This is a genomic window from Pontibacillus sp. ABV4_188, from assembly GCF_056311905.1.
This window is the reverse complement of sequence record NZ_CM149975.1, coordinates 876,314-899,301: the sequence shown is the minus strand read 5'-3', so window position 1 is coordinate 899,301 and position 22,988 is coordinate 876,314. Positions and strand designations below refer to the sequence as shown.

The window sequence follows — 22,988 nt, the reverse complement described above, 5'->3', positions numbered from 1 at the left end:
TGCACCTACTTTGTTCGTTTTGTCCACTCATCTAGTTTAACAAGTGATACTCCAAAAGCAAGATGCCCAACTAACCAATAGGATATAGCAGTCAAATCATCGAAGGCTGGGGTTTCTTTAATGGCAAGGTCTGTGAGCGGAAAATATGTTAACGCTGCAAAAGCGGTTAGTACTAAAGCTGTCGCCCATCTAGAAGCAGCTCTTCCATCTGTTTGATATTTAATCCAAGCTAAATAGACAATCGCGATCGACCAGGCTATGAGGAGGTGGAAGAACCATTCCATATAGATCGGCCAATCAATGTCCCCCATGACCGGTATGAAATCCACATTTAAAAGCAGTGTATACACCTTCTTGCCTGTACCATACTCAAAGATCCATAACACAAAGCCTAAAATAAATCCTGTTGCCGTCCCTAGCCAGATCCCCTTCTTAATCATTTCTATCCCCCCATATCTCTATTACTTGAATACATTCATTATATGAGAAATATACCCTTTCTACTTCAAACAATCGGTTCTGTCAGCCCATTCAACTAGTTTTATTGTAGCAATTCCTTCCCCTCACTTTTCACAATAGTTGTGAGCGTTCCATGACGAATAGGTCTTCCTTTTGTGCGAAGAGAATGTTTCGTGCTAATATGAGTATGGATACTATACAAGAGGAGGTATTCCTTATGACTGTACAGGCAAAAGAAACCCCTAACCCAAATGCGATTAAATTTGACAGCGACCGAATGATCTTTGAAGGAAATGGAAGTGTATCGGTTATGCCCGGTCAAACGAGTGACCACAGCATTCTAAATGACCTAATGTCACTAAGTGGTGTTGATAATGTATTTGGATTCCAAAACTTTATCACAGTGAACAAGAAAAATGATGCTTCATGGGATGAACTTAAACAACAAGTCATCGATACTATTGAAAACCATGGGTATTAAATCTGATCCTCTAGGATGAGATACTAAAAAGGCTGTCCCTTGAGGGGCAGCCTTTTTTAAGTACTAATTATTAAACGATTCTAGTTTAACAAATTTTTGATTCGTTACTGAACCATCTTTAGCGCTGAGTTCATATAACATTAACGTTAATGTACCACTCGTTGGAAGTTGATCTTCGGAAATCTCGACGTTAAACTCAAATTTCCCCCAACTTGGTGCGCCTTCACTGACTTGTACGGGTGTTTCCATCACTAACACTTGATGCCCGTCCTCGACATTATACATAAAACTTCCTTCGAATACACGAGCTTCACCAGAAACTGTATACTGACCCTTTTCGCCCTCTACCTTCACATTACGAAATGCTTGGTTTTCTGAAGGAATGTCAAAGGCTTTTTCTACTTGAAACGGCTTCGCCTCAATGGTTTGACCATTCATCTTCATTGGCAATAACGTAATCTCAGCACTATACGTACCAGGTTGCACACGTTCACCAGCTTGGTCATAGTTCCATGATGATGCAAACGTTAACTCATCAGAAGGTTTGATCTCTTCTGAAACCACTGCGTCTGTAAATGACTTTCCTTTTGAATATCGGTAAACTTCCTCATCTTGTTCATTTTTGACGATAATCTCATACTGTTGTCCAGAGGAGAAGTTCAGGTTAACACCCTTTTCACCATTGTTCTTCAGACTAAAGTCAAAGGTCACTTTCTCGGTTTCTGGGTTTACGTTAGCTGTCATTTCAACTTGTTCTAAAAGCGTCTGTAAGTCGACCTCTTCAGCAGAATCTTGCTCAGAATCCTCTTTTGGTTCTTCTGATTCTGTTTCTTCTTTTGTTTCCTCGTTTGCTTCCTCGCTGTTTACGCTTTCTGTCTCCTCGTTGTCATTCGCTTTTGACTCCTCTGAGCTAGCACAACCGGCAGCAACAAACAGCATTGCCATCATGATAACAAGAAATTTCTTCATCCTTGTCACTTCCCTTTCAATTGAATTCCAACCTATTGATTAGTCGTTCTACCGTTTCATTTCGTTACACAATCTAGCCATCTCTTCTGAAGAAACCGAATATACCTGTTGTTTGCACGATATTCGTGAAGGCATGTGGATCAACATCTTTAATCGTATGTTCAAGATCGTACAATTCATAACGCGTTATAACCATAATCAGCATGTCCTTTTCTTGATTGGTGAACGCGCCTCGCGCTGGAACTTTAGTAATGCCTCGAACCATTTTAGAGTGAATGGCTCGTTGCAAGGCTTCTGCCTCGGTTGTAATTATCATAGCTGTCAGCTTCTCATGTCGCGTATGAACCGCATCAATAACACGCGTTGATACATAAAGCGTCACAATGGTATAGAGAGCTTTTTCTTCATCATATAGCAAGCCTGCTAGTATGATAATCAATCCATTTAAAAGAAAGAAATAAGTTCCTATCGGACGATCCTTAATACGAGATAACACCATCGCCACAATATCCATACCACCTGTTGAAGCACCCCACTTCAATGTAAGACCGACACCTAATGCTCCAATCACACCACCAAATACTGAATTTAATAAAATATCAGTTGATAGTTGTTTAACAGGAATCACTTCGAGGAAGAAGGTGGTAAATACAACTGAAATAACACTATAAATTGTAAACCCTTTCCCTACTTTATACCATCCTAAAATAATAACCGGTATATTTAAAATAAACAGTAGCACACCGGTCGTAATCCCAATACCTATATAATCCTGCATAGCACTTGAGAGCAGCTGGGCAACTCCAGTAAACCCACTTGCATAAACATTTGCCTTGATAAGGAAGAAGTTTAGTGAGATGGAATTTAATATAGCCCCTAGTATAACAATAATTATTCGTTTGATTTCTGGAAGAAACATGACGCCCTCCTAAGCCTTAAATTTCTGTTCTGTTTCGTATAAGATGAATACTATGATGATTCTCTCTTCTCTGTATATCATAAAACCCCCACCCTTTAAACCACTTTTTTCTAAATGCTTTGACTATCCTCTCTGCTACGATTACACTTATGACAATAGGACCACGGTCTAAACTACATTAATCTAGCATTCATTATATATTATAGAAAAGGGTGAAAGTATGTCTGTACGAATTATTGCTGATTCTGCTTGCGACTTGCCTACATCTGTTTTAGAGGAACATGGTATAACACGCCTTTCCCTAACAGTGCACTTAGACGACCAAGACTATAAAGATGGCGAAACGATTCAGCCTAAAGAAGTCTATGACGCGATGCGGAACGGGAAAGCTCCTAAAACGTCCCAAGTTTCCCCTCAAAGTTTCAAAGAACTGTTCGAGCACTTTGCGAGGGAAGGACAAGACTGCCTTTATCTTGCGTTCTCTTCCGAATTATCAGGTACGTACCAAACAGCTAAGATGATGCAACAAGAAGTACAAGAAACGTACCCAGATTTCAACCTTCACGTCGTTGATACACATTGTGCTTCACTTGGGTACGGACTTGTTGTACTCCGTGCTGCTGAGCTTGCCAAAGAAGGTAAATCGCTTGAAGAAGTTAAAGAAGTCTCTACCTATCATTTAGAACATATGGAGCACATTTTTACGGTTGATGATCTAGAATACTTAAAACGCGGAGGCCGCGTAAGTAAAGCAGCAGCATTCTTTGGTACTATGTTAAAGATTAAGCCACTTCTTCATGTTGAAAACGGTCAGCTCATTCCACTTGAGAAGATACGTGGCGCTAAGAAAGTACTTAAGCGAATGACTGAAGTTATGGAAGAAAGAGGCGTCGATTTGGCAAGCCAGCCTATCGCCATCAGTCACGGAGATGATTTAGAACGAGCTGAACAACTAGCCGATATGATTCGTGAACAGTTCGGAACGAAAGATATTCATATTCATCAAGTAGGTGCCTCTGTTGGCGCGCACGCTGGCCCTGGCACAATTGCTTTATTTTTCTTAAATGCTCCTTATAAATAATCTACCCTCTTTTCACACAATCTAATGATGTGTTCTTACCATTAGAAAAAAGAGGTGTCTGATATGGCAACAAGGAATACTGGCGACAACAACAAGAAGGCATTAGATAATAATGCAAAAAGAGCTCGCAAAAACGAACAACGAGAAGCGGCTCGTCAAAACGGTGAGCGCCAGTTCTCAAAGAAAACAGATCATAAGTAACAGTGGTAAACGCCTGAGGAATAGCTCCTCAGGCGTTTTATTCGCCCAAACTTCTTCTCACATGAAACTTTTTCCTACTTAAGGCGACTAAGTAAGAAACCAAGTAAAGAGGGTGAATGACGATGAAACGATTCATTATAGCAGGGATAGCTTTGGTGGTGTCTCTATTTATCATCGTATACGGTGTCGCAAACTGGGGCGTTTCTGCAGAGGTAAAAGAAGAAAGTGAAGTCGTTCCTGTACACAAAGACTGGACGGTTGTTTTCTCTAAAGAAATGAACAAAGAAAGTTTCACAGATGAAACAATTCAAGTGATAAATAAGAAGACAAAAGAAAAAGTACCTACAACCTTTAAATTCAGCGGGAACAAGGAATCGTTAACTATTTTTGCACCTAAAGATGGGTACGAAGTCAATCAGGACTATACCCTAACCATCTCAAAAGGTGTAACATCTGTTCGAGACGTTGAATTGTCTAAAGATTTCACGTACTCCTTCACCACTTCAAAAGAACTACCTACGATTGGTTCTGAAGAAGAATTAAAGGCAATTCTAAAGGAATTCCAAAATGAACGATCGTCTATGGAATTGAAAACTGTTGAAGAAAGCGCGGATGTTAGTGCTTCTTCAGAGAGTTCTGCAAACAGTTCATCTGAGACAAATGTTCAAGTCAATGGCGTCGATGAAGCAGATCTCGTTAAGAATGACGATGAACACATTTACTATGCCAGAAACCATGACATTGTCATTGCAAAAGGCTCACCTATTGAGGAAGCCAAAGTTCTCTCTAAAATTGATGATGAAGATTTCATACCAAATCAACTCTTTTTATACAACGATCGACTCGTCGCAATTGGGCATCAACAGCAATCGCTTCCCCGAAATTCAAAAGAAGAAGCATCAGCAGCAGAGTCTATGATTATGCCAAACTTTAGAAGTCGCATGGCCGTCCGTGTTTATGACGTTTCAGATCCTACCTCTCCTGAAAAGGTGCGGGAACTTACCCTTGAGGGGAACTATTTGACTTCTAGAATGATTGACGGTCAAGTCTATGTCCTATCCAACGAGTACACATCCATCCACCATTTAGAGGAAAAGGAACAAAACGATCAGGAAGTCCGCCCGCTCTTTAAAGATTCCGCGGTAAGTGAAGACTTCCAACCGATTCCATATGGGAAGATGCATCAGCTTCCAGGAAGTAAAGACTCTTCGTTTCTAACGATTGCAAGCTTTGATGTTACAGACGACAGTACACCTCTTAATATAAAGACCTATCTCGGTGCCGGTGATACCGTTTATATGTCTAAAGATAACTTGTACGTAGCTACACACTCTAGAAACTTTCAAGTCGAGCCATTTTTTGCAACATCTTCAACCCCACAAGAAATTGAACAAAGCACAAGGATTTATCAATTCAATGTAAAAGATGGTGACCTTATCTACAACAGCGAAGCTGATGTACCAGGCCATTTAATTAATCAATTTGCTATGGATGAACGCGATGACTCCTTCCGCGTCGCAACAACCACTGGACAATTTTGGGGAGATGAGAATCCGTCGTTTAATAACTTGTATACGTTTGATTTATCCATGACTCCAATCGGTAAGGTTGAAGGATTGGCAAAAGGAGAACGAATTTATAGCGTCCGCTTTATGCAAGATCGAGCTTATATGGTTACATTTAAACAAGTTGATCCACTATTTGTGATTGATCTTCAAGAACCTTCTTCACCTGAAGTACTCGGAGAACTAAAGATCCCAGGCTTCAGTGATTACCTCCATCCCCTTGGAGACGATCATTTGATTGGTATTGGTCAAGATACTGAAGTTGTTACGTCAGATGATCGCGAACGGGTTGAGACAAAAGGGGTAAAGCTTTCACTATTTGATGTGAGTGACGTCTCAAATCCAACTGAGAAAGATGTAGCAATTATCGGAGGAAAGGGCAGCCACACAGATGTCAGCCACAATCACAAGGCCCTATACACCCACCCAGAAGAAAACTTATTTGGTCTCCCAGTTCAAGTCTCAGAAGAATATGAACGAAAATACCAGGGAGCTTATCTTTATAAAATCACACCAGAGAATGGATTTGAGCTTCAGACGACGATCACAAAAGAAGATAATAATACAGAACGTAGCTGGGAGTCCCGTATTACTCGGATGATATCCATCAATGACACGTTATACACTCTTTCTCATGAAGGATTGAAGGCCGTTGATTTAAATACCATGGAAGAAGTGAAAACCATCACCTTCCCTAAACAACACGTGAATGAATAAAGGTGCTTAAGCTCCGAGTAGTCTCGGGGCTTTTTTTATTGCTAAAAGTATCAAAGAACGAAGACTGTTTAGAGTTACTATTACCATCCTTTAAAATGTCACAACCTCCATCAAAACCATAATGCTAGCTACACTGGCGGGGCTTGAAACAAATGAACGAGGCGTTATCATCGTCACGATACAGAAGACAAAGCGGATCAACAACCTAAAACAGAACTACAACAAAGAGCCAAAACCAAAAACACAAAAATCTAAACCAAAAGGGACAAACACCCTTCCTCACACCAGTGAACGAAGCGGGTCTGTCCCTCTTTATTGCACTGCAGGACTGAAGCGTGTCTGACACCCTTTATCGCACTGCAGAACTGAAGGGTGTCTGGCACCCTTTTGTTCTGCAGTATGGTAAAGGTATTTTTCTGAATATTTATACTTTGTTCAGACCTCTTTTATCTCCTGAAATGTGTGTTACCATATACTGTAACAACACATGAGGAGGAATATGATATGCACCTGGAAGAACTGCTTCAATCGTATGTTAAGGAGTTCAACCAACAGCCTGATTCACCCAATGAGTTATTGGACTATTGTCAACGCATGTATGTAAATGGAGAACTGGACTTTCACTCGTATCGTCAATTGTTTCAACACTTACACGAAGAAGGTGCTACATCCTCACATAATGAAATCGAAACGGTCTAACCGATGCTTTTGCATCGGTTTTTTTATTGCCTCTAATTCCCTCACCGCATTTCACCACATACTTCCAACCTGATATCTCCTTTTGCTTATCATTCATTAAGGAACCTCTGGACATGATAAAAGAAAATGCACACCAGGAGGAATGACGATGTCACAACAACAACAAAATCAACAAGCTCAGCAACATCCCCCTCAACATCAAAATCACCAGCCAGGTTATGAATACGAAATGAAGCCTCTACCTGAATTTGTTGACCCTGAATATAAACCAAGCGAAAAGCTAAAAGGAAAAGTAGCTGTTATTACAGGCGGAGACAGCGGGATAGGCAGATCCATAGCTGTTCATTATGCGAAAGAAGGCGCGGATGTGGCGATCATCTTTCTTGACGAAAAGCAAGACGCAAATGACACAAAGACCATCATTGAACGAGAAGGCAGGGGTTGTCTATTAATCGGAGGAGATATCGGAAACGAATCCTTTTGCCAAACAGCAATAAATGAAGTTATGCAATCTTACAACCAAATTGATATCCTTGTGAATAACTCTGCTGAACAACACCCCCAGCAAAACTTTGAAGACATCACAGCTGAGCAATTGGAAAAAACGTTCCGCACAAACGTATTTGGTTATTTCCATATGACGAAAGCTGCCCTTCCCCATATGAAAAAGGGAAGTACAATTATTAATACCTCTTCTATTACGGCGTATCAAGGGTCAAAAGATTTAGTGGATTACTCAGCAACAAAAGGGGCGATCACAGCTCTTACACGTTCATTATCTGAGCAACTTGTAGGAAAAGGAATCAGGGTGAACGGAGTAGCACCAGGGCCAATCTGGACACCTTTAATCCCCGCCTCATTTGATGCTCAAAAAGTCTCTCAATTCGGGTCCAACACCCCTATGAAACGCGCTGGTCAACCAAGAGAAGTCGCACCCGCCTATGTTTATTTAGCAAGCCAAGACTCCTCTTACATTAGCGGTCAAATGATTCACATAAACGGCGGCATTATCATCAATGGATAAAACTTCACCACACTAAAGCGTGCCAGACACCCTTCTTCGCTCTAAAGTACCAAAGGGTGTCTGGCACGCTTTCTTTCTCTACAGTGTTAAACGTTAAAACCGACTGATGGGTTTGGTTTTGGGAGATGGCGGTTAAAGTCTATAGTGGTAACTCTGTAAATTTAGGTTAGAGACATCATAATTTTGTTAAAGTGAGGGATGATTACATGAACCAATATAGTCCATTATTTGACTCCGGGAAGCTAGGAAATGTGGCAACTTCAAACCGATATATCGTTGCTCCCATGACTCGCGTCTCAGCAGAAAGTGACGGTCGCGCCAATGATCGTATGCGTGATTATTATGAACGCTATGCCAAAGGTGGGTTTGGTGCGATTATATCTGAAGGCATCTATATTGATGAGAAGCATAGCCAAGGCTACTTTAATCAACCAGGCTTAGCTACAGATGCTCATGTAGAAGCGTGGAAACCGATTGTAGATACATTGCATAACCACGGAACAGCCTTTATTGCCCAGCTCATGCATGCTGGTGCTCAAACCCAAGGCAACGCTTATACAGATGAAACGATTGCTCCTTCAGCAGTCGCTCCAAAAGGTGAACAGCTAGGGTTTTATGGTGGGTCAGGCCCTTTCAAGACTCCTAAAGAGATGACAGACCATGATTTCGCACAAGTTCAGGAAGCATTTGCTCTAACAGCAACCCAGGCAAAGAAAGCCGGTTTCGATGGTGTGGAAATCCATGGCGCTAACGGCTACCTACTTGATGAATTCTTAACCACCTACATGAATCAGCGTACCGATCGTTATGGTAGTCTAGAAGGTGGATTAACCTTCATTCAAGAAATCGTAAATGCCGTGCGCGATGCGGTCGGATCAGACTTTATGGTGGGTATTCGCTTATCACAAGGAAAAGTCGCAGACCAAGAATATCGCTGGCCAGGTGGTGAAAAAGATGCAAAACACATCTTTTCAACACTAGGTGATCTGCCTCTTGATTATATTCACGTTACAGACGGAGATGGCACCACTCCAGGATTCGGTGAAGGGACCCGTTCCATGGCAAAAGCAGCTAGCGAAGAATCGAACCTTCCTGTTATGGCTAACGGTAAGCTAGGCCATCCAGACCAAGCTTTAAAAGCTGTCACAGATGAGAAAGCAGAGTTTGTTACCCTTGGTACAGGGGCGCTTGCTAATCCTGACACGCCAAACCTTGTCTCTAGCGGTAAAGATCTACGAGAATTTGATGCCGAATCCATTTTGTTCCCAGAGGCTTATATTAAAGACCAGGAACTATCTCTAGATATTCAAACCAAAAAGTAATGGATGCATTTTAATGATAGAACAAAACGCTCAGACCTCTAATCTGAGCGTTTTTTCTTGAATTGTTTTCTGCTGTGCTTGAGCCAGTTCTGTTAAGACTTGAGCCAATTCCACTTTTAAAAACCTCTCTATTTCCACTTCCCAAAGCACAAACTCATCATCTTGAGTCACTTTTCGCAGTTCTTGAGCCAGTTCCTATCAAGCTTGAGCCATTCTCTTTAATCTTGAGCCGCTCCACCTCATCTTGAGCCGTAATTTTGACCACTTGAGTCACTTTTTCTAAATCTTGAGCCGTCTCCATCACCCCCACACACGCTAAAGCACTAAAGGGTGCCAGGCACACTGCACCTCACTAAAGCTCTAAACCGAACCTGGCACCCTGCATCTCACTAAAGCACAAAAGCCCCCTCATGATTTGAGGGGGCTTTTGCTTGTATCGTTCATTAAGGGGTTGCGACTTTTGGTGCTTCGATGGTGCGTGTTTCTTCGTTTAGAACGAGTTGAAGTGGTGTTCCTTCTTCTTGTTCGATGAGGGTTTCATCGTGATTAACTGTGATTTTAAGAAGGTGACCACGGAAGTTAATCTTGAACGAGTAATCCTTCCATGCTTCTGGAATCATTGGGTTAAAGTGAAGGATGCCGTCAACGACACGCATGCCGGCGAAGCCGTGTACGATGGATAACCAGGAGCCGGCCATACTCGTAATGTGAAGGCCGTCCTCTGTATCGTTGTTATAGTTATCCAGATCCAAACGTGCGGTGCGTACATACATTTCATACGCTTTTTCCTCATATCCAAGCTCTGCTGCTAAAATCGAGTGCACACAAGGTGAGAGACTAGACTCATGAACCGTCATAGGTTCATAGAAATTATAGTTGCGCTTCTTCTCTTCCTTAGAGAATTTATGATTTAAGAAGTACAATCCTTGAAGAACATCCGCCTGCTTAATAAAGCAAGAGCGAAGAATGCGGTCCCAGGACCAATTCTGGTTTAGCGGAAGGTGCTTCTCTTCAAGGTCTGCAACGGGCATGATCTCTTTATCTAAGAAGCCATCCTGCTGCAGGAAGACACCTGCCTCCTCATCATATGGATAATACATTTTTGAAATGATATCTTTCCATTGATCGAGCTCACTAGAAGATAATCCTAACTGATCCAACAGTTCATAGTAACGAGCACCGTGTTGACGTTCGATAAATAGCCCTACACCTAGTGTATACTCCAGTGTCCACGCTGCAATACGGTTGGTATACCAGTTGTTATTTACGTTGTTCTCATATTCATTCGGCCCTGTCACACCAAGGATCATATACCGATCTTTGCGAGGGTTATAGTTGACGCGGCTTGCCCAGAAACGACTGAGCTCAGCTAGCACTTCAAATCCATAATCAGCCAAATAAGCCGTGTCCCCGGTGTAATTCGTATAGTTCCAAATCGCATGAGCAATGGCTCCGTTACGATGGATCTCCTCAAATGTAATTTCCCACTCATTATGAGACTCTTCACCGTTCATCGTGACCATTGGGTATAGAGCGCCTTCTAAACCAAGCTTACGAGCATTCGCACGAGCCTGATCTAAATGGTTATACCGATAGATTAAAAGGTTTCTAGCAATGGCCGGATCAGCCGTTCCTAAATAAAATGGTAAACAGTACGCCTCTGTGTCCCAGTAGGTACTTCCTCCATACTTTTCACCCGTAAACCCTTTCGGACCGATATTTAAGCGTGGATCGTCCCCTGTGTAGGTGTTATACAGTTGGAAGATGTTATAGCGGATGCCTTGCTGTGCTTCCGCGTCTCCGCCTACTGTTACATCAGCTTTTTTCCAACGCTTCTCCCAAGCTCCTTGATGTTCTTGAAGCAATCGGTCGAATCCTTTTTCAAAGGCTTCTGTTACAAACGCTTGAGCTTTGTCAGCTAATTCAGCAGAAGCATAGTCTCTGCTTTGAGTAACCGCTACATATTTATAAAACGTAACAGGTTGTCCTTCTGTCACGGCTACATCCATGACATTATCGATGTATTCTTCCTGGTCATCCATCGCCTGAATGGTAACGTCTGCCCCTTCCAATGCTGTTCGCATAGCAGCTGAAACTTCAAATTCAGTCTTACGGGTTTTCATCGTTAACACACCCGCATGTTCTCCTACCTCATGATGGACAGGCTCCCAGAAATCTTCATCATAGTTCGCATCTTCGTTTCGTACATCTCCGTTCAAAAATGGTTGGAAAGAGATCGTACCACTAAAGTTAATCGGAGTAACTTCATATTGAATCGCTACAAGTTCAGGCTGAGCAATAGAGAAGAAACGTGTAACATTCACTTGCACATGTTCCCCGTTTCCATTTTCAGCTGTAAAAGAACGGCGCAAAAGGCCATGGCGCATATCAAGCTCTCTCTTAAATTCCATTACGTTCCATGTGTTTAAATCAAGTTCTTCATTCTGAACGACAACCCGAATACCTGTCACATTAGGAGCATTCAGTACTTTTGCGAAATACTCAGGATAGCCATTCTTCCACCAGCCTACCCGCGTTTTATCAGGATAGTACACCCCACCGATATAAGTACCTTCGTGCGTTTGACCCGTGTACGTTTCTTCAAAGTTACCGCGCATTCCCATGTGGCCATTCCCGATACTCATTAAACTTTCAGCTAAACGATTTTCTTCTGGATGGAGACTTGTTTCAACGACTTTCCATGGATCTACTTCAATAATACGTTTCATATTGGCTCACCTCTGCCCTTCTTAGTATATATGGAACGGTATTTCTTGTAGCGATAGAATCTCTATGAGGTAGAAGCTCCATTAAGATTTACGTGTTGACTTGATTGACGACGAACTAGCTCGTAAGGAACAATGATCCGCTTCGCTGGCTCATCTTGATTGTTTACTTTTTCAATTAAACATTTGGCTGCCTGATTTCCTAGATTATAGATTTGTATATCTACCGTAGTCAGGGAAGGACGCGTGATCTCTGAAATATACAGATTGTTAAAGCTAACAATAGATACATCATCAGGTACACGGATACCGTTTTCTTCTAGCATTGTGACAACACCGATACTCATTAAATCATCGACAATAACTAGACCTGTAGGAGGTTCATCTAGCTGGAATAATTGATGAACCGCCTCACGTCCTCCTGACTTCAAGAATTCCTTATGAATTTGATAATCTTCCCGAACCGAAAGTCCCGCCTTCTCTAAGGCCATTTCATAACCGCGCATGCGGTCTTGTGTGACAACTAAATCTGTCTCACCGCCGATAAACGCAATCCGTTCGTGCCCTTGGGTTATAAGTTCATTCGTAATATCAATCGATGCGTTCACATTATCGTTATCTACATGTGTGATTCGGTCAATGTGCTCACACGGTTTCCCAACTAGCACAAATGGGAAATCTTTTTCTAGTAAAAAGTTAATCACATCGTCGTCGACTCTAGAATAAAGCAGAATAATACCATCTACACGATTGCCATAAACCATACGTTGTACACCCTCATAGACTTCTTCTTCCGTTTCGCCAGTGGAGATGTATAACGAATAATCTAACTCATGCGCAACAGCACTAATTCCTCGTAACACTTCCGGAAAGAATGGGTTTTGAAGCGCTTTATCGGCTGATGACTTCATTACAATTCCAAGCGCTTGTGTTGAACGATTGGCTAAACTTCTTGCATTCACATTGGGGTGATACCCTAGGTCCTTCATCGCTCTTCGCACGCGCTTCTTTGTATCCAAACTTATTCTCGGATGGTCAGCTATGACTCTCGAAACGGTCGAAGGAGCAACGTTTGCTGCTTTTGCTACATCTTTGATTGTAATTCCCATTATTCTCACCTTCTTAACATCGATTCAGGATTAGATCGTAACTTCTACTCTCAAACCCTGCTCGGTCCAAACTCCTGATTGTCTTTCTCCGTTCACCCATACTTTTTGATTATCTACTAGACCATGTAGGATAAAGGAGCACTTCTTATATGGTAAAGGCCATTCCATTTCATGATCATTACGATAGGTTATGGCTATTTGATACTCTTTACATTGTATGGATAGATCAAGCTGCATCGCTTCACCTGAGTAATAATTTGTCGTCTCTCCATCATCATCATAAAGGCTTGTGTGATAACTGCCTTGTGTATGAGCGTAAACATGAAGCTCTAGCTCTGCCTTCGTCTTTATTGGACTGTGAGCAATTAGAGTGCCTCTTTTAATAAATAGCGGCAACGTATCTAGCTCTGCATGAACTAAGTGTGTTGTTCCACCTTCATAAACCTTGCCACTAAAGTAATCAATCCAATCTCCTTCAGGAAAATAAACAGCACGGTCTGTAACTTCAGGCTGCATAATCGGAGCAATTAACGTATTATCTCCGATCATAAATTGATCATGTATAGCATACGTTTTCGCATCCTTTGGATATTCTAGCATGAGTGGCCTCATGATGGGGAGCCCTTTCGAATGAGCTTCATGGAATAACGAATAAAGCTGAGGAAGCCATTCATAGCGAAGCTCAATGTATCGTTTAATAATCGCTTCGTATTCTTCTCCAAATTGCCAAGGCTCCTGGTACAACGTGCCAATTGCAGAATGATTACGGAAATAAGGAGTAAATGCTCCTACTTGCGTCCAGCGGGTGAGTAATTCCCCATTTGTATCATGTGCGAACCCACCTACATCTGGTCCTGTAAAAGCAACTCCCGATAAGCCAAGATTCATACACATCGGTAGCGACATCTGCAAATGCTCCCAGAAACTTCGATTATCACCCGTCCATACTGATGCATACCGCTGCACGCCTGCAAATCCAGCTCTCGTTAAAAGGAATGGTCGTTTGCCATGTAGGTTTCTCTCCATCCCTTCATAGGTCGCTTTCCCCATTAGCAGGCCGTATAAATTATGAAGCTGTCTATGCGTTTTAGGATCTCCGTCATTCTTGTGAATGACATTTGTATCCATCGTTTTAGTCTCATTAAATACGGCCGGTTCGTTCATATCATTCCAAATGCCTTCTATCCCTAGCTCCGTATAGAACTCATGCATTTCTCCCCACCACTTCTGTGTCCGCTCATCTGTAAAATCAGGAAAAGCACTCGTCCCCGGCCAAACATCTCCAAAGTAAATATCGCCTTCAAGGTACTTACAGAAATGATCATTCCTTACGCCCTCTTGATAAGTCGAATATTCTGGGTCTTTCTTAACACCAGGATCGACTATAGGAACAACGCGAACCCCCTCTTCTCTTAGATCTTGAACCAATTTCTTTGGATTAGGAAATCGATCTTTATCAAATGTGAAAACTCGGTATTCATTCATATAATGAATATCAAGGTAAATCACATCAAGAGGTATCCCCTTTTCTTTAAAAGTATTCGCTAATGCTCGCACCTCTTCTTCATTCTCATAACTATAACGGGACTGATGATAACCAATCGCCCACTTCGGAGGCAGAGGCATTCTTCCTGTAATATGCGTGTACTGTTCGATTACATCTTTTGGATATCCACCAGCGAACACGTAATAATCGAGCTTCCCACTTTCCCCCTTAAAGGAATAAACTTCTTGCTCTGTTTTCATGTCAAACGTCGTCTTAGACGGGTTATCAAAATAAATGCCATAGGCGCGCCCGTTTCGTAATGCCATAAAGTAAGGAATGGACTGATACAAGGGATCTGTTTCTGGATTATGGGGGGCATACACATCTGTATTCCACATGGTGTAAGACTCTCCGCGCTTATCCAAGAAGCCAGATTTCTCCCCAAACCCATAAAAGCGATCCTCTGGCTCCATTTTCTTGTAGCAAATCACTTCACCGTTTTCTTTAAACCCGATTCCCATGTCACCTTCAGACACAATTTCTTGACCTTCAAGAGTTAATACAGACAAACGAAACGGCTGTTTAAATACTGAAACAACAAGACGTTCGCTTTTTACCAAAACTCTTTCATCCGTCTCCTCAATACCAAGGTTCACAGATTCAAGAGCAGCTACAACCGCTGGGGTTGATTCTAAATCAGAAACGCCTTTCTGGTTCATAACCACCCTCACAATATCCGAACGATAAAACTGAAGGTGAATGTCCGCTGCATCACAAATGAACGTCAGGCCCCCATCCCTTTCCTGAATGGATTTCACTGTTCCTACATCATGGTAAGAATCATTCTCTATGGCCTGATTCTGACCAGGATGTATCGCAAAACTTGTATCTTCAAGCACTCCATTCCCTCCTTTGCACCATTACACTGGTTTACGATTTCTTATTCTTACGGCTCACACCAATAACAAAAGCAACGAAGCTTCCCATGACTACAGCTAATACGCCAAAGAAAATCCAGTTCAAGCCAGTATCGTCTTCAACGATATACACATCAGCTGTTTCGCGGTCGAGTCCAATTTCGTATTCGCCCTTCCCATTGTCTCGAACAATCGAATCATGAATGAGGCCTCTAAGCTGCTCCCCTTCCACTACTTCGCCTAATACAGCCGACTTTGTCTCTTTACTATTATTAATCGCAATATAAGCGACTTCATCCTTATAGGTTCGCTTAAACACCCCAAATGGACCGTCATCAATGACTTGCTCAAAGCTTCCCTGAGTAAGCACAGGGAACTTCTTACGAATCGCAGCGAGTTGCTCAATGTGTTGCTTAAGCTCATCGTCACCTGCTTTAAAATTCATGATCCGGCGGTTATCAGGGTCTTCACCACCATCAAGGGGAACTTCAGATCCATAATACACAATAGGCATACCTGGAGCTGTATACATATACGTTAAAGCTAATTTCCAGCGTGTAATCGGATTTTGTTTTGCTTCATTCGCAAGTCTTGTAAACCGTTTATTATCATGGTTATCTAAAAATGTTCCAAGCGAATGAGGGTCATCGTAGAAGGCTTCATTACGCTGCCACACTTTCCTAAGTTCAGCTACAGATTGTCCTGGTTGTTTAAAGACTTGTGTAGCGGTTTCAAAGAAAGGATAATCAACAAATGAATCGATCCCTACCTCTTCATATCCAGCAATGTACCTTGGATCCTCGCTCCAAACTTCCCCCATTAAGAAGAAATCAGGGTCAACGCTTTTGACGTGATCGCTAAATTCACTCCAAAACTCTTTAGGTACGTGCTTAACAGTATCTAGACGAAAGCCATCTACACCGGTTTCAGTAATCCAGTATTCAGCTGCATCAAATAAGTACTCTTTTACTTCCGGGTTCTCTGTGTTTAAATCAGGAAGTCCAGCAAGCCAACCTTTCTCTAGCTGTTCCTTTGAATCCCCAACCATACGTGACTCTTCATGGAACCAATCTTCCTTAGAAGGATCCGTTAACCATTCATGTTGGTATCCTGTATGATTCACAACGAAATCAAAGACGACTTTCATATCGCGTTTGTGCGCTTCATCTACAAGTCGCTTTGCATCTTCCATCGTTCCAAAGTGTTCTTCAACTTCTTTAAAATCACTAATCCAATACCCGTGGTACCCTTTTGGTTCGTTTTCCATAATTGGTGTAATCCAAAGCGAGGTGAACCCCATGTCTTTAATGTAATCAAGCTTTTCTATAATCCCCTCAAGATCACCACCGTGATACGCTTTAGGATCTTCTGGATTGACATTGTAATCGTTTGAAGCGTCCCCATTGTTAAATCGGTCTACCATAATAAAATACATTAACTCATCTTGCCAGCTTCCTTCTTCTTTTTCCGCAGCTTCGGCTCCGAAGGCGTAAAAAAGAAGAAACGGAATCATGACGAGCGTAGTCAACACGCGCTTTTTCATTTTCCGCTCCTCCTTTAGATTATCGTATTCTCCTAAACTCTAGAATACATGAAATAGTAGCCTTCTGCCATTACCCTTTTGTTGCACCAGATGTTAATCCGGAGATGAGGTAACGCTGTAAGAATAAGAATACGAGCGCAATTGGAATCGCAATTAAAATGGACCCAGCTGCAAATCGAGTAAAGTTGTTGGCAAATTGGTTGTTAATGAAGTTAAACAACCCAAGAGCTAGTGTAAAGTTCTCAGGACTTGAGAGAACGATACGCGGTAACAAGAAGTCTGTAAATGGTGCCATGAAGTTAAACAAGGCAACCACTGCTAAAATCGGCTTCGCAAGCGGAAGCATGATTTTAAAGAAGACCTGGAAGTGGCCTGCGCCATCCATGCGTGCTGCTTCATCTAGCTCACGAGGAATCGTGTCAAAGTAACCCTTAACCAGCCATGCGTTAAATGGAATTTGTCCACCTACGTAAATCAAGATTAAGCCCCATAGGTTATCTAGTAATCCAATTAGGTTTAAAAGAATATAAAGGGCAACCATTCCCATTAAAGCTGGGAACATTTGCAGAAGTAGAAATGCGTATAAGCCATTTTTTCGTCCAACGAACTTGTAACGAGAAAACGCATACGCTACGAACGATGTAATAATCACCGATGCTACAGAGTTTACTACGGCTACAAACACACTATTTTTATACCAAATCAAGTAATCACTGCTTGGATCGGTGAACAACCATTTATAGTGTTCAAATGTAATATTCTCAGGAAACATGGAGGATGAGAACATGTTGGTACCTGGATTCAGAGATATTCCAATTGTCCATAATAGCGGATAGGCGATTATGATGAACATGAACAAAATAAATGCGTATATGAATCCCATCTCAATGCGAGATTTTGTCTTTTTATTCATTACATCTCACCTTCCTCTTTATAGGCTGCTGTTTTCCTGAACTGATAGAATGCAAAGATGGAAACAACAAGCCCCATAATAATCGTAATGGCCGCTGCCATGTTGTAGTTGTTCGTGTCGAACGTTAATTTGTAAACCCACGAAATTAGAATGTCGGTACCACCTGCGTTTTGACCACGAACAGCTGGACCGCCTTCGTTAAATAGATAGATAATGTTAAAGTTATTAAAGTTCTGCGCGTATTGCATAATAAGTAGTGGTGCGGTCGCAAACATAATGTGTGGGAATGTGATGAAACGGAACTTCTGTAAGCGCGTTCCTCCATCAACATCAGCCGCTTCGTACATATCTCTTGGAATACTTTGCAGAACTCCTGTGAATAAGGCGAATACAAACGGGAATCCAAGCCACGTTTGAATCATAATAAGAGCAACTTTCGTCCAAGTTGGATCTGTTAACCATGGGATTACCATGCCGAACTGACTTAGGATGTCTTTGTTAATCGCACCGAATGTATCGTTAAACATCGCCGAGAAGATTAAGATCGTTACGAATGCCGGTACTGCCCAAGGTAATATGAGGACGGTACGAATCGTTCTCTTAAACTTTACTCGCTCATCGTTTACAAGAAGCGCTAAAAATAGCCCAAGTGCGATCTGCAATGTTGTCGCAACGACTGTCCACACAACTGTCCAGCTCAATACGTTTAAGAAGGATTTCTTCCAGATCGAGAGCGTAACAAGATCAACGAAGTTCTGGAATCCTACCCAACTAAGTAGATTTCTTGGTGGTGAATTGTATAAATTGTAGTCAGTAAAAGCTAATGAAATCATAAAGGCAAGTGGCAATACAACAATAAATACAAGCATGATCAGACCAGGTCCAACCATCATGTATGGGAAGCCTGCGTCATAGGCATCTTTAATTTGTTTACGAACAGATGGAACTGGCTCTCCTCGAGCTAACAGGCGTGCATCACGTTTTGCATCAATGACGTTGTACACATAAAGTGTAGCGGCAAATGCAATTACGATTAAACTAACGAGCCCTTCTATTAATAAGATAATGGAGTGATCTTCACCTTTAACTTCACCTAGCGTGATGAAGCCCCAAACCCCATGAATGATAAAATTCAACATGGTAATCAGGAAGGCAGCTTCAACAATCATGAAGATGATACCTTTTAGTAGTCTCTTATTATAGATTTGCCCTAAGCCTGCAAATACAAGCGAGAGGATTGTAGCCAGTTTGACGTTGTGATTCTTTTGCTTTACACCTTTAGTAGCTGGTGATGTTTGTGGCATACTCGTTTCCCCCTTTATTGCTTCATGGTCTCCTTATGCTCGGAGATAAATGGCTTATCGCTGTGCAAGCGCTTGCTCAAAATTTGAATAATAAGTGGATAGGAGCCCCCTCCTATCCACCCTTATATTACTGACCGCTCGCTGCGATCTGGTCTTTAATAATTTGTACAGTCTCTTCCATAACGTCTTTCGGATCGTCACCTTGTGCTAGGAATTGAAGAGCGTTACCCGCTGGTTCCCAAACTTGTTGCATAGCTGGTACGGATGGCATTGGCTCACCATAGTTTGTTTGCTCAGCAAATGCAGCTGTGATTGGGTCCTCAACGATCTTAGAGTCCTCAAGTAGTGCTGTACGTGGAGGAATTTCTCCTGCCATTTCATAGTACGTCATTGCATTTTCTTCGTTTGTAATGTACTTCATAAGGTCTGTTGCCCACTCTTTGTTTTCAGAGAAGGAAGAAAGCATCCAAGCTTTAACTCCTACGAACGATTGCATACGCTCACCGTTCACTTTTGGAAGTGGAGCTGCACCAAGGTCTTCACCAAGCGCCTCTTCGTAACCAGGACGGGACCAAGGACCTGTCATAACAACAGCTGCTTTCCCATCGTTAAACAAACCATTCATGATATCAGGGCTAACTTCCTTAGGAATATAACCTTCTGTGAAGAGCTGCTGAATCGTTTCAGCACCTTCAATAGCACCTTCGTTATCTAAACCGATATCATTTACATCATACGTACCGTCTTCTTTACCAAATACATATCCACCAGGACCTGCAAAGAATGGATACGCAAAGTAGAAGTTGTTTAACTCACCTAAGAAACCATAATTTCCACCACTAGTTTGCTCTTCTGCAATAGCCATAAGCTCGTCCATTGTTTCAGGTGCTTTGTCCACTAGTGACTTATTGTAGAAAAGACCATATGTTTCGATTACAGCTGGCGCACCCCAAATGTCCCCATCATAAGTCATAGCACTAATGGAAGTGTCTGTGTAACCGTCTTTCGCATCGCCAAGATCAACTGGTTCAGCAAGACCACGCACAACCAGATTTCCTAAGCGGTCATGTGGCTGGAAGAATAAGTCCGGTCCATTACCAGTAGGACCATCTAAATCTAGCTTCTCAACCTGGTCTGTCATACTAACACGAGTCATTTCAACGTTAATGCCCGTTTCTTCTGTGTATTTATCAGTAATTTTTTCAATAGCTTCAACCTGCTTGTCTTCATCATTAACCCAAAGCGTCAGTGTGTCAGGCTTGTCAGAATTTCCATCAGATGACTCTCCGCCATCCCCGGATCCTCCTTCAGCTGTTTCATCTGTAGAATCTCCGCTTTCAGAACTATTGTCCCCGCTACATGCAGCAAGAATTCCAACAGCTAATACCATAGTAAGCAAAAGCATCAAAAACTTTTTCATAACAATTGACCTCCCCTTATGATCTAATTGCAACCGTTTGCATTAACTTCAAAAAAATATAGATTCAGAGCGTAAATTATTTGTTGTGTAAGCGGTTGCACTTATCTTACCTTTATTATACATATAATTTCAAAAGAGACAAATACTTTTTTTAATTTTTTTAAAATTTTGTGTCGAACTTATGAACTATAGACATTGACAATCTTATTACCTATAAAAAACATACTAGTTATCCCTTACTTTCTAATTGACAACTTTATCCGATTAAAATAGCCTTTAAGTATTACAGTTTATGCAAGCGCTTGCTTATGCTGAGCAAATTAATGGAGAGGGGTGGCTTTATGCTACTGGAAGCAATTTACCATCGCCCAAAAAACAACTACGCCTACGCTTATACAAAAGAAGAACTTCATCTATACGTCCGCACCAAAAAAGGAGACGCAAAAGAAGTCCAATTGATTCATGGAGATCCTTATCACTTTGAAAAGAAAAGTGGATGGCAATATGAAAAGACTCCTATGCGTTTATCTGGAACAGATGCGCTTTATGATTACTGGTTTACAACCGTAAAACCTCCCTACCGACGTCTTCGGTACGGATTTGAGCTTACTGATGGAGACGAAACTATTATTTATGGAGAAAAAGGCTTTCGTGATGAACCTACGTCAGAAGATATAGGTTTCTATTTTGCTTTCCCATTTCTAAATGGCATCGATGTCTTCAGCCCACCTGAATGGGTGAAAGATACAGTCTGGTACCAAATATTCCCCGAACGATTCGGGAATGGAGATGTATCCCTTAATCCGAAAGGCACTGTCGCGTGGGGGAGTGAAGAACCAAAAGTTGATAATTTCTTCGGAGGAGATTTCGAAGGAATGATTAATCACCTAGATTATTTAGTAGAGTTAGGAATCACAGGTATTTACATGACACCAATCTTTAAAGCTTACTCCAACCACAAATACGATACGATTGATTACTATGAAATCGACCCTCAGTTTGGTGATAAAGAAACATTTAAGAGATTGGTAGATGCATGCCACGAAAAAGGAATCCGAGTGATGCTTGATGCCGTTTTCAACCATAGTGGCTACTACTTCCCTGCTTTTCAGGATGTATTAGAGAATGGAGAGAACTCAATCTACCAGGACTGGTTCCATACGCGTGAGTTCCCTCTTCAAGAAAAGCCTTATCCGAATTATGATACGTTTGCATTCGAGAAGTCTATGCCTAAGTTAAATACGGAGAATAGAGAGGTGAAAGATTACCTTCTCGGTGTAGCTCGCTACTGGGTAGAAGAATTCAACATAGATGGATGGCGATTAGATGTTGCCAATGAGGTGGATCATCAGTTCTGGCGTGAATTCCGTTCAGTCGTCAAAGCAGCTAAAGAAGATACGTACATTTTAGGCGAAATCTGGCATGATTCCATGCCTTGGCTACTAGGGGATCAATTTGATGCTGTCATGAATTATCCATTCACAGAGGCATCCTTAAATTACTTTGCACGAGGCAAAATGAACGCACGTGAATTCTCAGACGAATTAACGAAAGTGCTTCATATGTATCCAGACAACGTAAACGAAGTTCAATTTAACTTGCTTGGAAGTCATGACACCCCGCGCATTCTAACAGAGAGTAAAGAAGATAAGGAGAAAGTAAAGCAACTCTTCCTCTTCCAGCTCTCCTTCATTGGCACTCCTTGTATTTACTATGGAGATGAAATTGCGATGACAGGTGACCATGATCCAGGTTGTCGTAAATGTATGGTTTGGGAAGAGGAAGATCAGGATCGTGAGATGTTTTCCTTTGTTCAAAAGTTAATTCAGTTCCGCAAAGACATTCCGGCTTTTGGTAATCACGGAGACTTCCGCGTACTCCATGCAGACCCGGATAATAATACACTTATTTATAAAAAATCAGATGCAACCACCACGCTTTTATATATTTTGAATCCGACAGAGTCATCTAAGTCCATTCCACTTCCAAAAGCGTATCAAGGACAAAAAGGTACCGACTTATGGAGTGGGGAATCACTTGACCCTTCTGCTTCTTGTACACTAGAACCTTACCAGTTTCAGATCATTCAATACTAAGTTAGACAAAGAGGTATCCCCTACGGGTGCCTCTTTG

At 41.8% G+C, this 22,988-nt stretch carries 20 protein-coding genes; 9 read left to right on the top strand and 11 right to left on the bottom strand.

All coding sequences use genetic code 11. The features are described from left to right. Positions 1 to 5: 5 nt before the first annotated feature. Positions 6 to 440: a hypothetical protein gene (locus ACYX4O_RS04545; RefSeq protein WP_476354962.1), complete on the bottom strand. Its 435-nt coding sequence runs from the start codon at positions 438 to 440 to the stop codon at positions 6 to 8. Positions 441 to 676: 236 nt separating this feature from the next. On the opposite strand from ACYX4O_RS04545, the gene ACYX4O_RS04540 reads away from it, so the two are divergent. After that, the gene (locus ACYX4O_RS04540) at positions 677 to 940 is read left to right on the top strand and encodes a NifU N-terminal domain-containing protein (protein WP_476354960.1); all 264 of its coding nucleotides are present in this window, start codon (positions 677 to 679) and stop codon (positions 938 to 940) included. A 63-nt stretch (positions 941 to 1,003) separates the two neighbouring features. Here the strand turns inward: ACYX4O_RS04540 and ACYX4O_RS04535 are convergent, their stop codons facing one another. Both ACYX4O_RS04535 and ACYX4O_RS04530 read right to left on the bottom strand, forming a co-directional pair. Beyond that, positions 1,004 to 1,909, bottom strand: a complete 906-nt coding sequence (locus ACYX4O_RS04535) for a BsuPI-related putative proteinase inhibitor (protein ID WP_476354958.1) — start codon at positions 1,907 to 1,909, stop codon at positions 1,004 to 1,006. A gap of 73 nt (positions 1,910 to 1,982) precedes the next feature. After that, entirely contained in the window at positions 1,983 to 2,828 is an 846-nt protein-coding gene (locus tag ACYX4O_RS04530) for a YitT family protein (protein ID WP_476354956.1), read from the bottom strand. A 220-nt stretch (positions 2,829 to 3,048) separates the two neighbouring features. Between ACYX4O_RS04530 and ACYX4O_RS04525 the strand changes: the two genes are divergently transcribed. The 7 genes from ACYX4O_RS04525 to ACYX4O_RS04495 all read left to right on the top strand — a co-directional run bounded on the left by ACYX4O_RS04525 (position 3,049) and on the right by ACYX4O_RS04495 (position 9,437). Further along, on the top strand, positions 3,049 to 3,909 hold the full coding sequence (locus ACYX4O_RS04525; RefSeq protein WP_476354954.1) for a DegV family protein: 861 nt from the start codon (positions 3,049 to 3,051) through the stop codon (positions 3,907 to 3,909). Between the two features lie 63 nt (positions 3,910 to 3,972). Next, positions 3,973 to 4,110, top strand: coding sequence for a DUF3941 domain-containing protein (locus ACYX4O_RS04520; RefSeq protein ID WP_207529357.1), 138 nt, complete (start codon positions 3,973 to 3,975; stop codon positions 4,108 to 4,110). 122 nt (positions 4,111 to 4,232) lie between these two features. Continuing rightward, positions 4,233 to 6,392, top strand: coding sequence for a beta-propeller domain-containing protein (locus tag ACYX4O_RS04515; RefSeq protein ID WP_476354952.1), 2,160 nt, complete (start codon positions 4,233 to 4,235; stop codon positions 6,390 to 6,392). A 121-nt stretch (positions 6,393 to 6,513) separates the two neighbouring features. Then, positions 6,514 to 6,735, top strand: coding sequence for a hypothetical protein (locus ACYX4O_RS04510; protein ID WP_476354950.1), 222 nt, complete (start codon positions 6,514 to 6,516; stop codon positions 6,733 to 6,735). Positions 6,736 to 6,896: 161 nt separating this feature from the next. Continuing rightward, entirely contained in the window at positions 6,897 to 7,091 is a 195-nt protein-coding gene (yppF, locus tag ACYX4O_RS04505) for a YppF family protein (RefSeq protein WP_036784979.1), read from the top strand. Between the two features lie 148 nt (positions 7,092 to 7,239). Continuing rightward, positions 7,240 to 8,115, top strand: a complete 876-nt coding sequence (locus ACYX4O_RS04500) for an SDR family oxidoreductase (protein WP_476354948.1) — start codon at positions 7,240 to 7,242, stop codon at positions 8,113 to 8,115. 206 nt (positions 8,116 to 8,321) lie between these two features. Next, positions 8,322 to 9,437: an oxidoreductase gene (locus ACYX4O_RS04495; protein ID WP_476354946.1), complete on the top strand. Its 1,116-nt coding sequence runs from the start codon at positions 8,322 to 8,324 to the stop codon at positions 9,435 to 9,437. Positions 9,438 to 9,467: 30 nt separating this feature from the next. Here the strand turns inward: ACYX4O_RS04495 and ACYX4O_RS04490 are convergent, their stop codons facing one another. The 8 genes from ACYX4O_RS04490 to ACYX4O_RS04455 form a co-directional block, all read right to left on the bottom strand. Then, on the bottom strand, positions 9,468 to 9,608 hold the full coding sequence (locus tag ACYX4O_RS04490) for a hypothetical protein (protein WP_476354944.1): 141 nt from the start codon (positions 9,606 to 9,608) through the stop codon (positions 9,468 to 9,470). Between the two features lie 272 nt (positions 9,609 to 9,880). After that, on the bottom strand, positions 9,881 to 12,166 hold the full coding sequence (locus ACYX4O_RS04485) for a glycoside hydrolase family 65 protein (protein WP_476354942.1): 2,286 nt from the start codon (positions 12,164 to 12,166) through the stop codon (positions 9,881 to 9,883). Positions 12,167 to 12,228: 62 nt separating this feature from the next. Further along, the gene (locus ACYX4O_RS04480) at positions 12,229 to 13,272 is read right to left on the bottom strand and encodes a LacI family DNA-binding transcriptional regulator (protein WP_476354940.1); all 1,044 of its coding nucleotides are present in this window, start codon (positions 13,270 to 13,272) and stop codon (positions 12,229 to 12,231) included. A gap of 30 nt (positions 13,273 to 13,302) precedes the next feature. Next, positions 13,303 to 15,657: a glycoside hydrolase family 31 protein gene (locus tag ACYX4O_RS04475; protein ID WP_476354938.1), complete on the bottom strand. Its 2,355-nt coding sequence runs from the start codon at positions 15,655 to 15,657 to the stop codon at positions 13,303 to 13,305. A gap of 31 nt (positions 15,658 to 15,688) precedes the next feature. After that, positions 15,689 to 17,218: an alpha-amylase family glycosyl hydrolase gene (locus ACYX4O_RS04470; protein ID WP_476354936.1), complete on the bottom strand. Its 1,530-nt coding sequence runs from the start codon at positions 17,216 to 17,218 to the stop codon at positions 15,689 to 15,691. 70 nt (positions 17,219 to 17,288) lie between these two features. Continuing rightward, positions 17,289 to 18,131, bottom strand: a complete 843-nt coding sequence (locus ACYX4O_RS04465; RefSeq protein ID WP_476354934.1) for a sugar ABC transporter permease — start codon at positions 18,129 to 18,131, stop codon at positions 17,289 to 17,291. Continuing rightward, positions 18,131 to 19,435: a sugar ABC transporter permease gene (locus ACYX4O_RS04460; protein WP_476354932.1), complete on the bottom strand. Its 1,305-nt coding sequence runs from the start codon at positions 19,433 to 19,435 to the stop codon at positions 18,131 to 18,133. The genes ACYX4O_RS04465 and ACYX4O_RS04460 overlap by 1 nt, the downstream gene beginning before the upstream one ends. A 127-nt stretch (positions 19,436 to 19,562) precedes the next feature. Continuing rightward, positions 19,563 to 20,855 carry a sugar ABC transporter substrate-binding protein gene (locus ACYX4O_RS04455; RefSeq protein ID WP_476354930.1) on the bottom strand — a complete coding sequence of 431 codons (1,293 nt, stop codon included), beginning with the start codon at positions 20,853 to 20,855 and terminating at the stop codon, positions 19,563 to 19,565. A 341-nt stretch (positions 20,856 to 21,196) separates the two neighbouring features. On the opposite strand from ACYX4O_RS04455, the gene ACYX4O_RS04450 reads away from it, so the two are divergent. Further along, the gene (locus ACYX4O_RS04450) at positions 21,197 to 22,951 is read left to right on the top strand and encodes an alpha-glycosidase (protein WP_476354929.1); all 1,755 of its coding nucleotides are present in this window, start codon (positions 21,197 to 21,199) and stop codon (positions 22,949 to 22,951) included. Positions 22,952 to 22,988: the final 37 nt, after the last annotated feature.

Coding starts and splice junctions, on each gene's coding strand:
- ACYX4O_RS04520 (WP_207529357.1), top strand. CDS start 3,973: ATGGCAACAAGGAATACTGGCGACAACAACAAGAAGGCATTAGATAAT.
- yppF (WP_036784979.1), top strand. CDS start 6,897: ATGCACCTGGAAGAACTGCTTCAATCGTATGTTAAGGAGTTCAACCAA.
- ACYX4O_RS04515 (WP_476354952.1), top strand. CDS start 4,233: ATGAAACGATTCATTATAGCAGGGATAGCTTTGGTGGTGTCTCTATTT.
- ACYX4O_RS04535 (WP_476354958.1), bottom strand. CDS start 1,909: ATGAAGAAATTTCTTGTTATCATGATGGCAATGCTGTTTGTTGCTGCC.
- ACYX4O_RS04465 (WP_476354934.1), bottom strand. CDS start 18,131: ATGAATAAAAAGACAAAATCTCGCATTGAGATGGGATTCATATACGCA.
- ACYX4O_RS04540 (WP_476354960.1), top strand. CDS start 677: ATGACTGTACAGGCAAAAGAAACCCCTAACCCAAATGCGATTAAATTT.
- ACYX4O_RS04495 (WP_476354946.1), top strand. CDS start 8,322: ATGAACCAATATAGTCCATTATTTGACTCCGGGAAGCTAGGAAATGTG.
- ACYX4O_RS04485 (WP_476354942.1), bottom strand. CDS start 12,166: ATGAAACGTATTATTGAAGTAGATCCATGGAAAGTCGTTGAAACAAGT.
- ACYX4O_RS04530 (WP_476354956.1), bottom strand. CDS start 2,828: ATGTTTCTTCCAGAAATCAAACGAATAATTATTGTTATACTAGGGGCT.
- ACYX4O_RS04470 (WP_476354936.1), bottom strand. CDS start 17,218: ATGAAAAAGCGCGTGTTGACTACGCTCGTCATGATTCCGTTTCTTCTT.
- ACYX4O_RS04500 (WP_476354948.1), top strand. CDS start 7,240: ATGTCACAACAACAACAAAATCAACAAGCTCAGCAACATCCCCCTCAA.
- ACYX4O_RS04460 (WP_476354932.1), bottom strand. CDS start 19,435: ATGCCACAAACATCACCAGCTACTAAAGGTGTAAAGCAAAAGAATCAC.
- ACYX4O_RS04525 (WP_476354954.1), top strand. CDS start 3,049: ATGTCTGTACGAATTATTGCTGATTCTGCTTGCGACTTGCCTACATCT.
- ACYX4O_RS04510 (WP_476354950.1), top strand. CDS start 6,514: ATGCTAGCTACACTGGCGGGGCTTGAAACAAATGAACGAGGCGTTATC.
- ACYX4O_RS04480 (WP_476354940.1), bottom strand. CDS start 13,272: ATGGGAATTACAATCAAAGATGTAGCAAAAGCAGCAAACGTTGCTCCT.
- ACYX4O_RS04450 (WP_476354929.1), top strand. CDS start 21,197: ATGCTACTGGAAGCAATTTACCATCGCCCAAAAAACAACTACGCCTAC.
- ACYX4O_RS04545 (WP_476354962.1), bottom strand. CDS start 440: ATGATTAAGAAGGGGATCTGGCTAGGGACGGCAACAGGATTTATTTTA.
- ACYX4O_RS04455 (WP_476354930.1), bottom strand. CDS start 20,855: ATGAAAAAGTTTTTGATGCTTTTGCTTACTATGGTATTAGCTGTTGGA.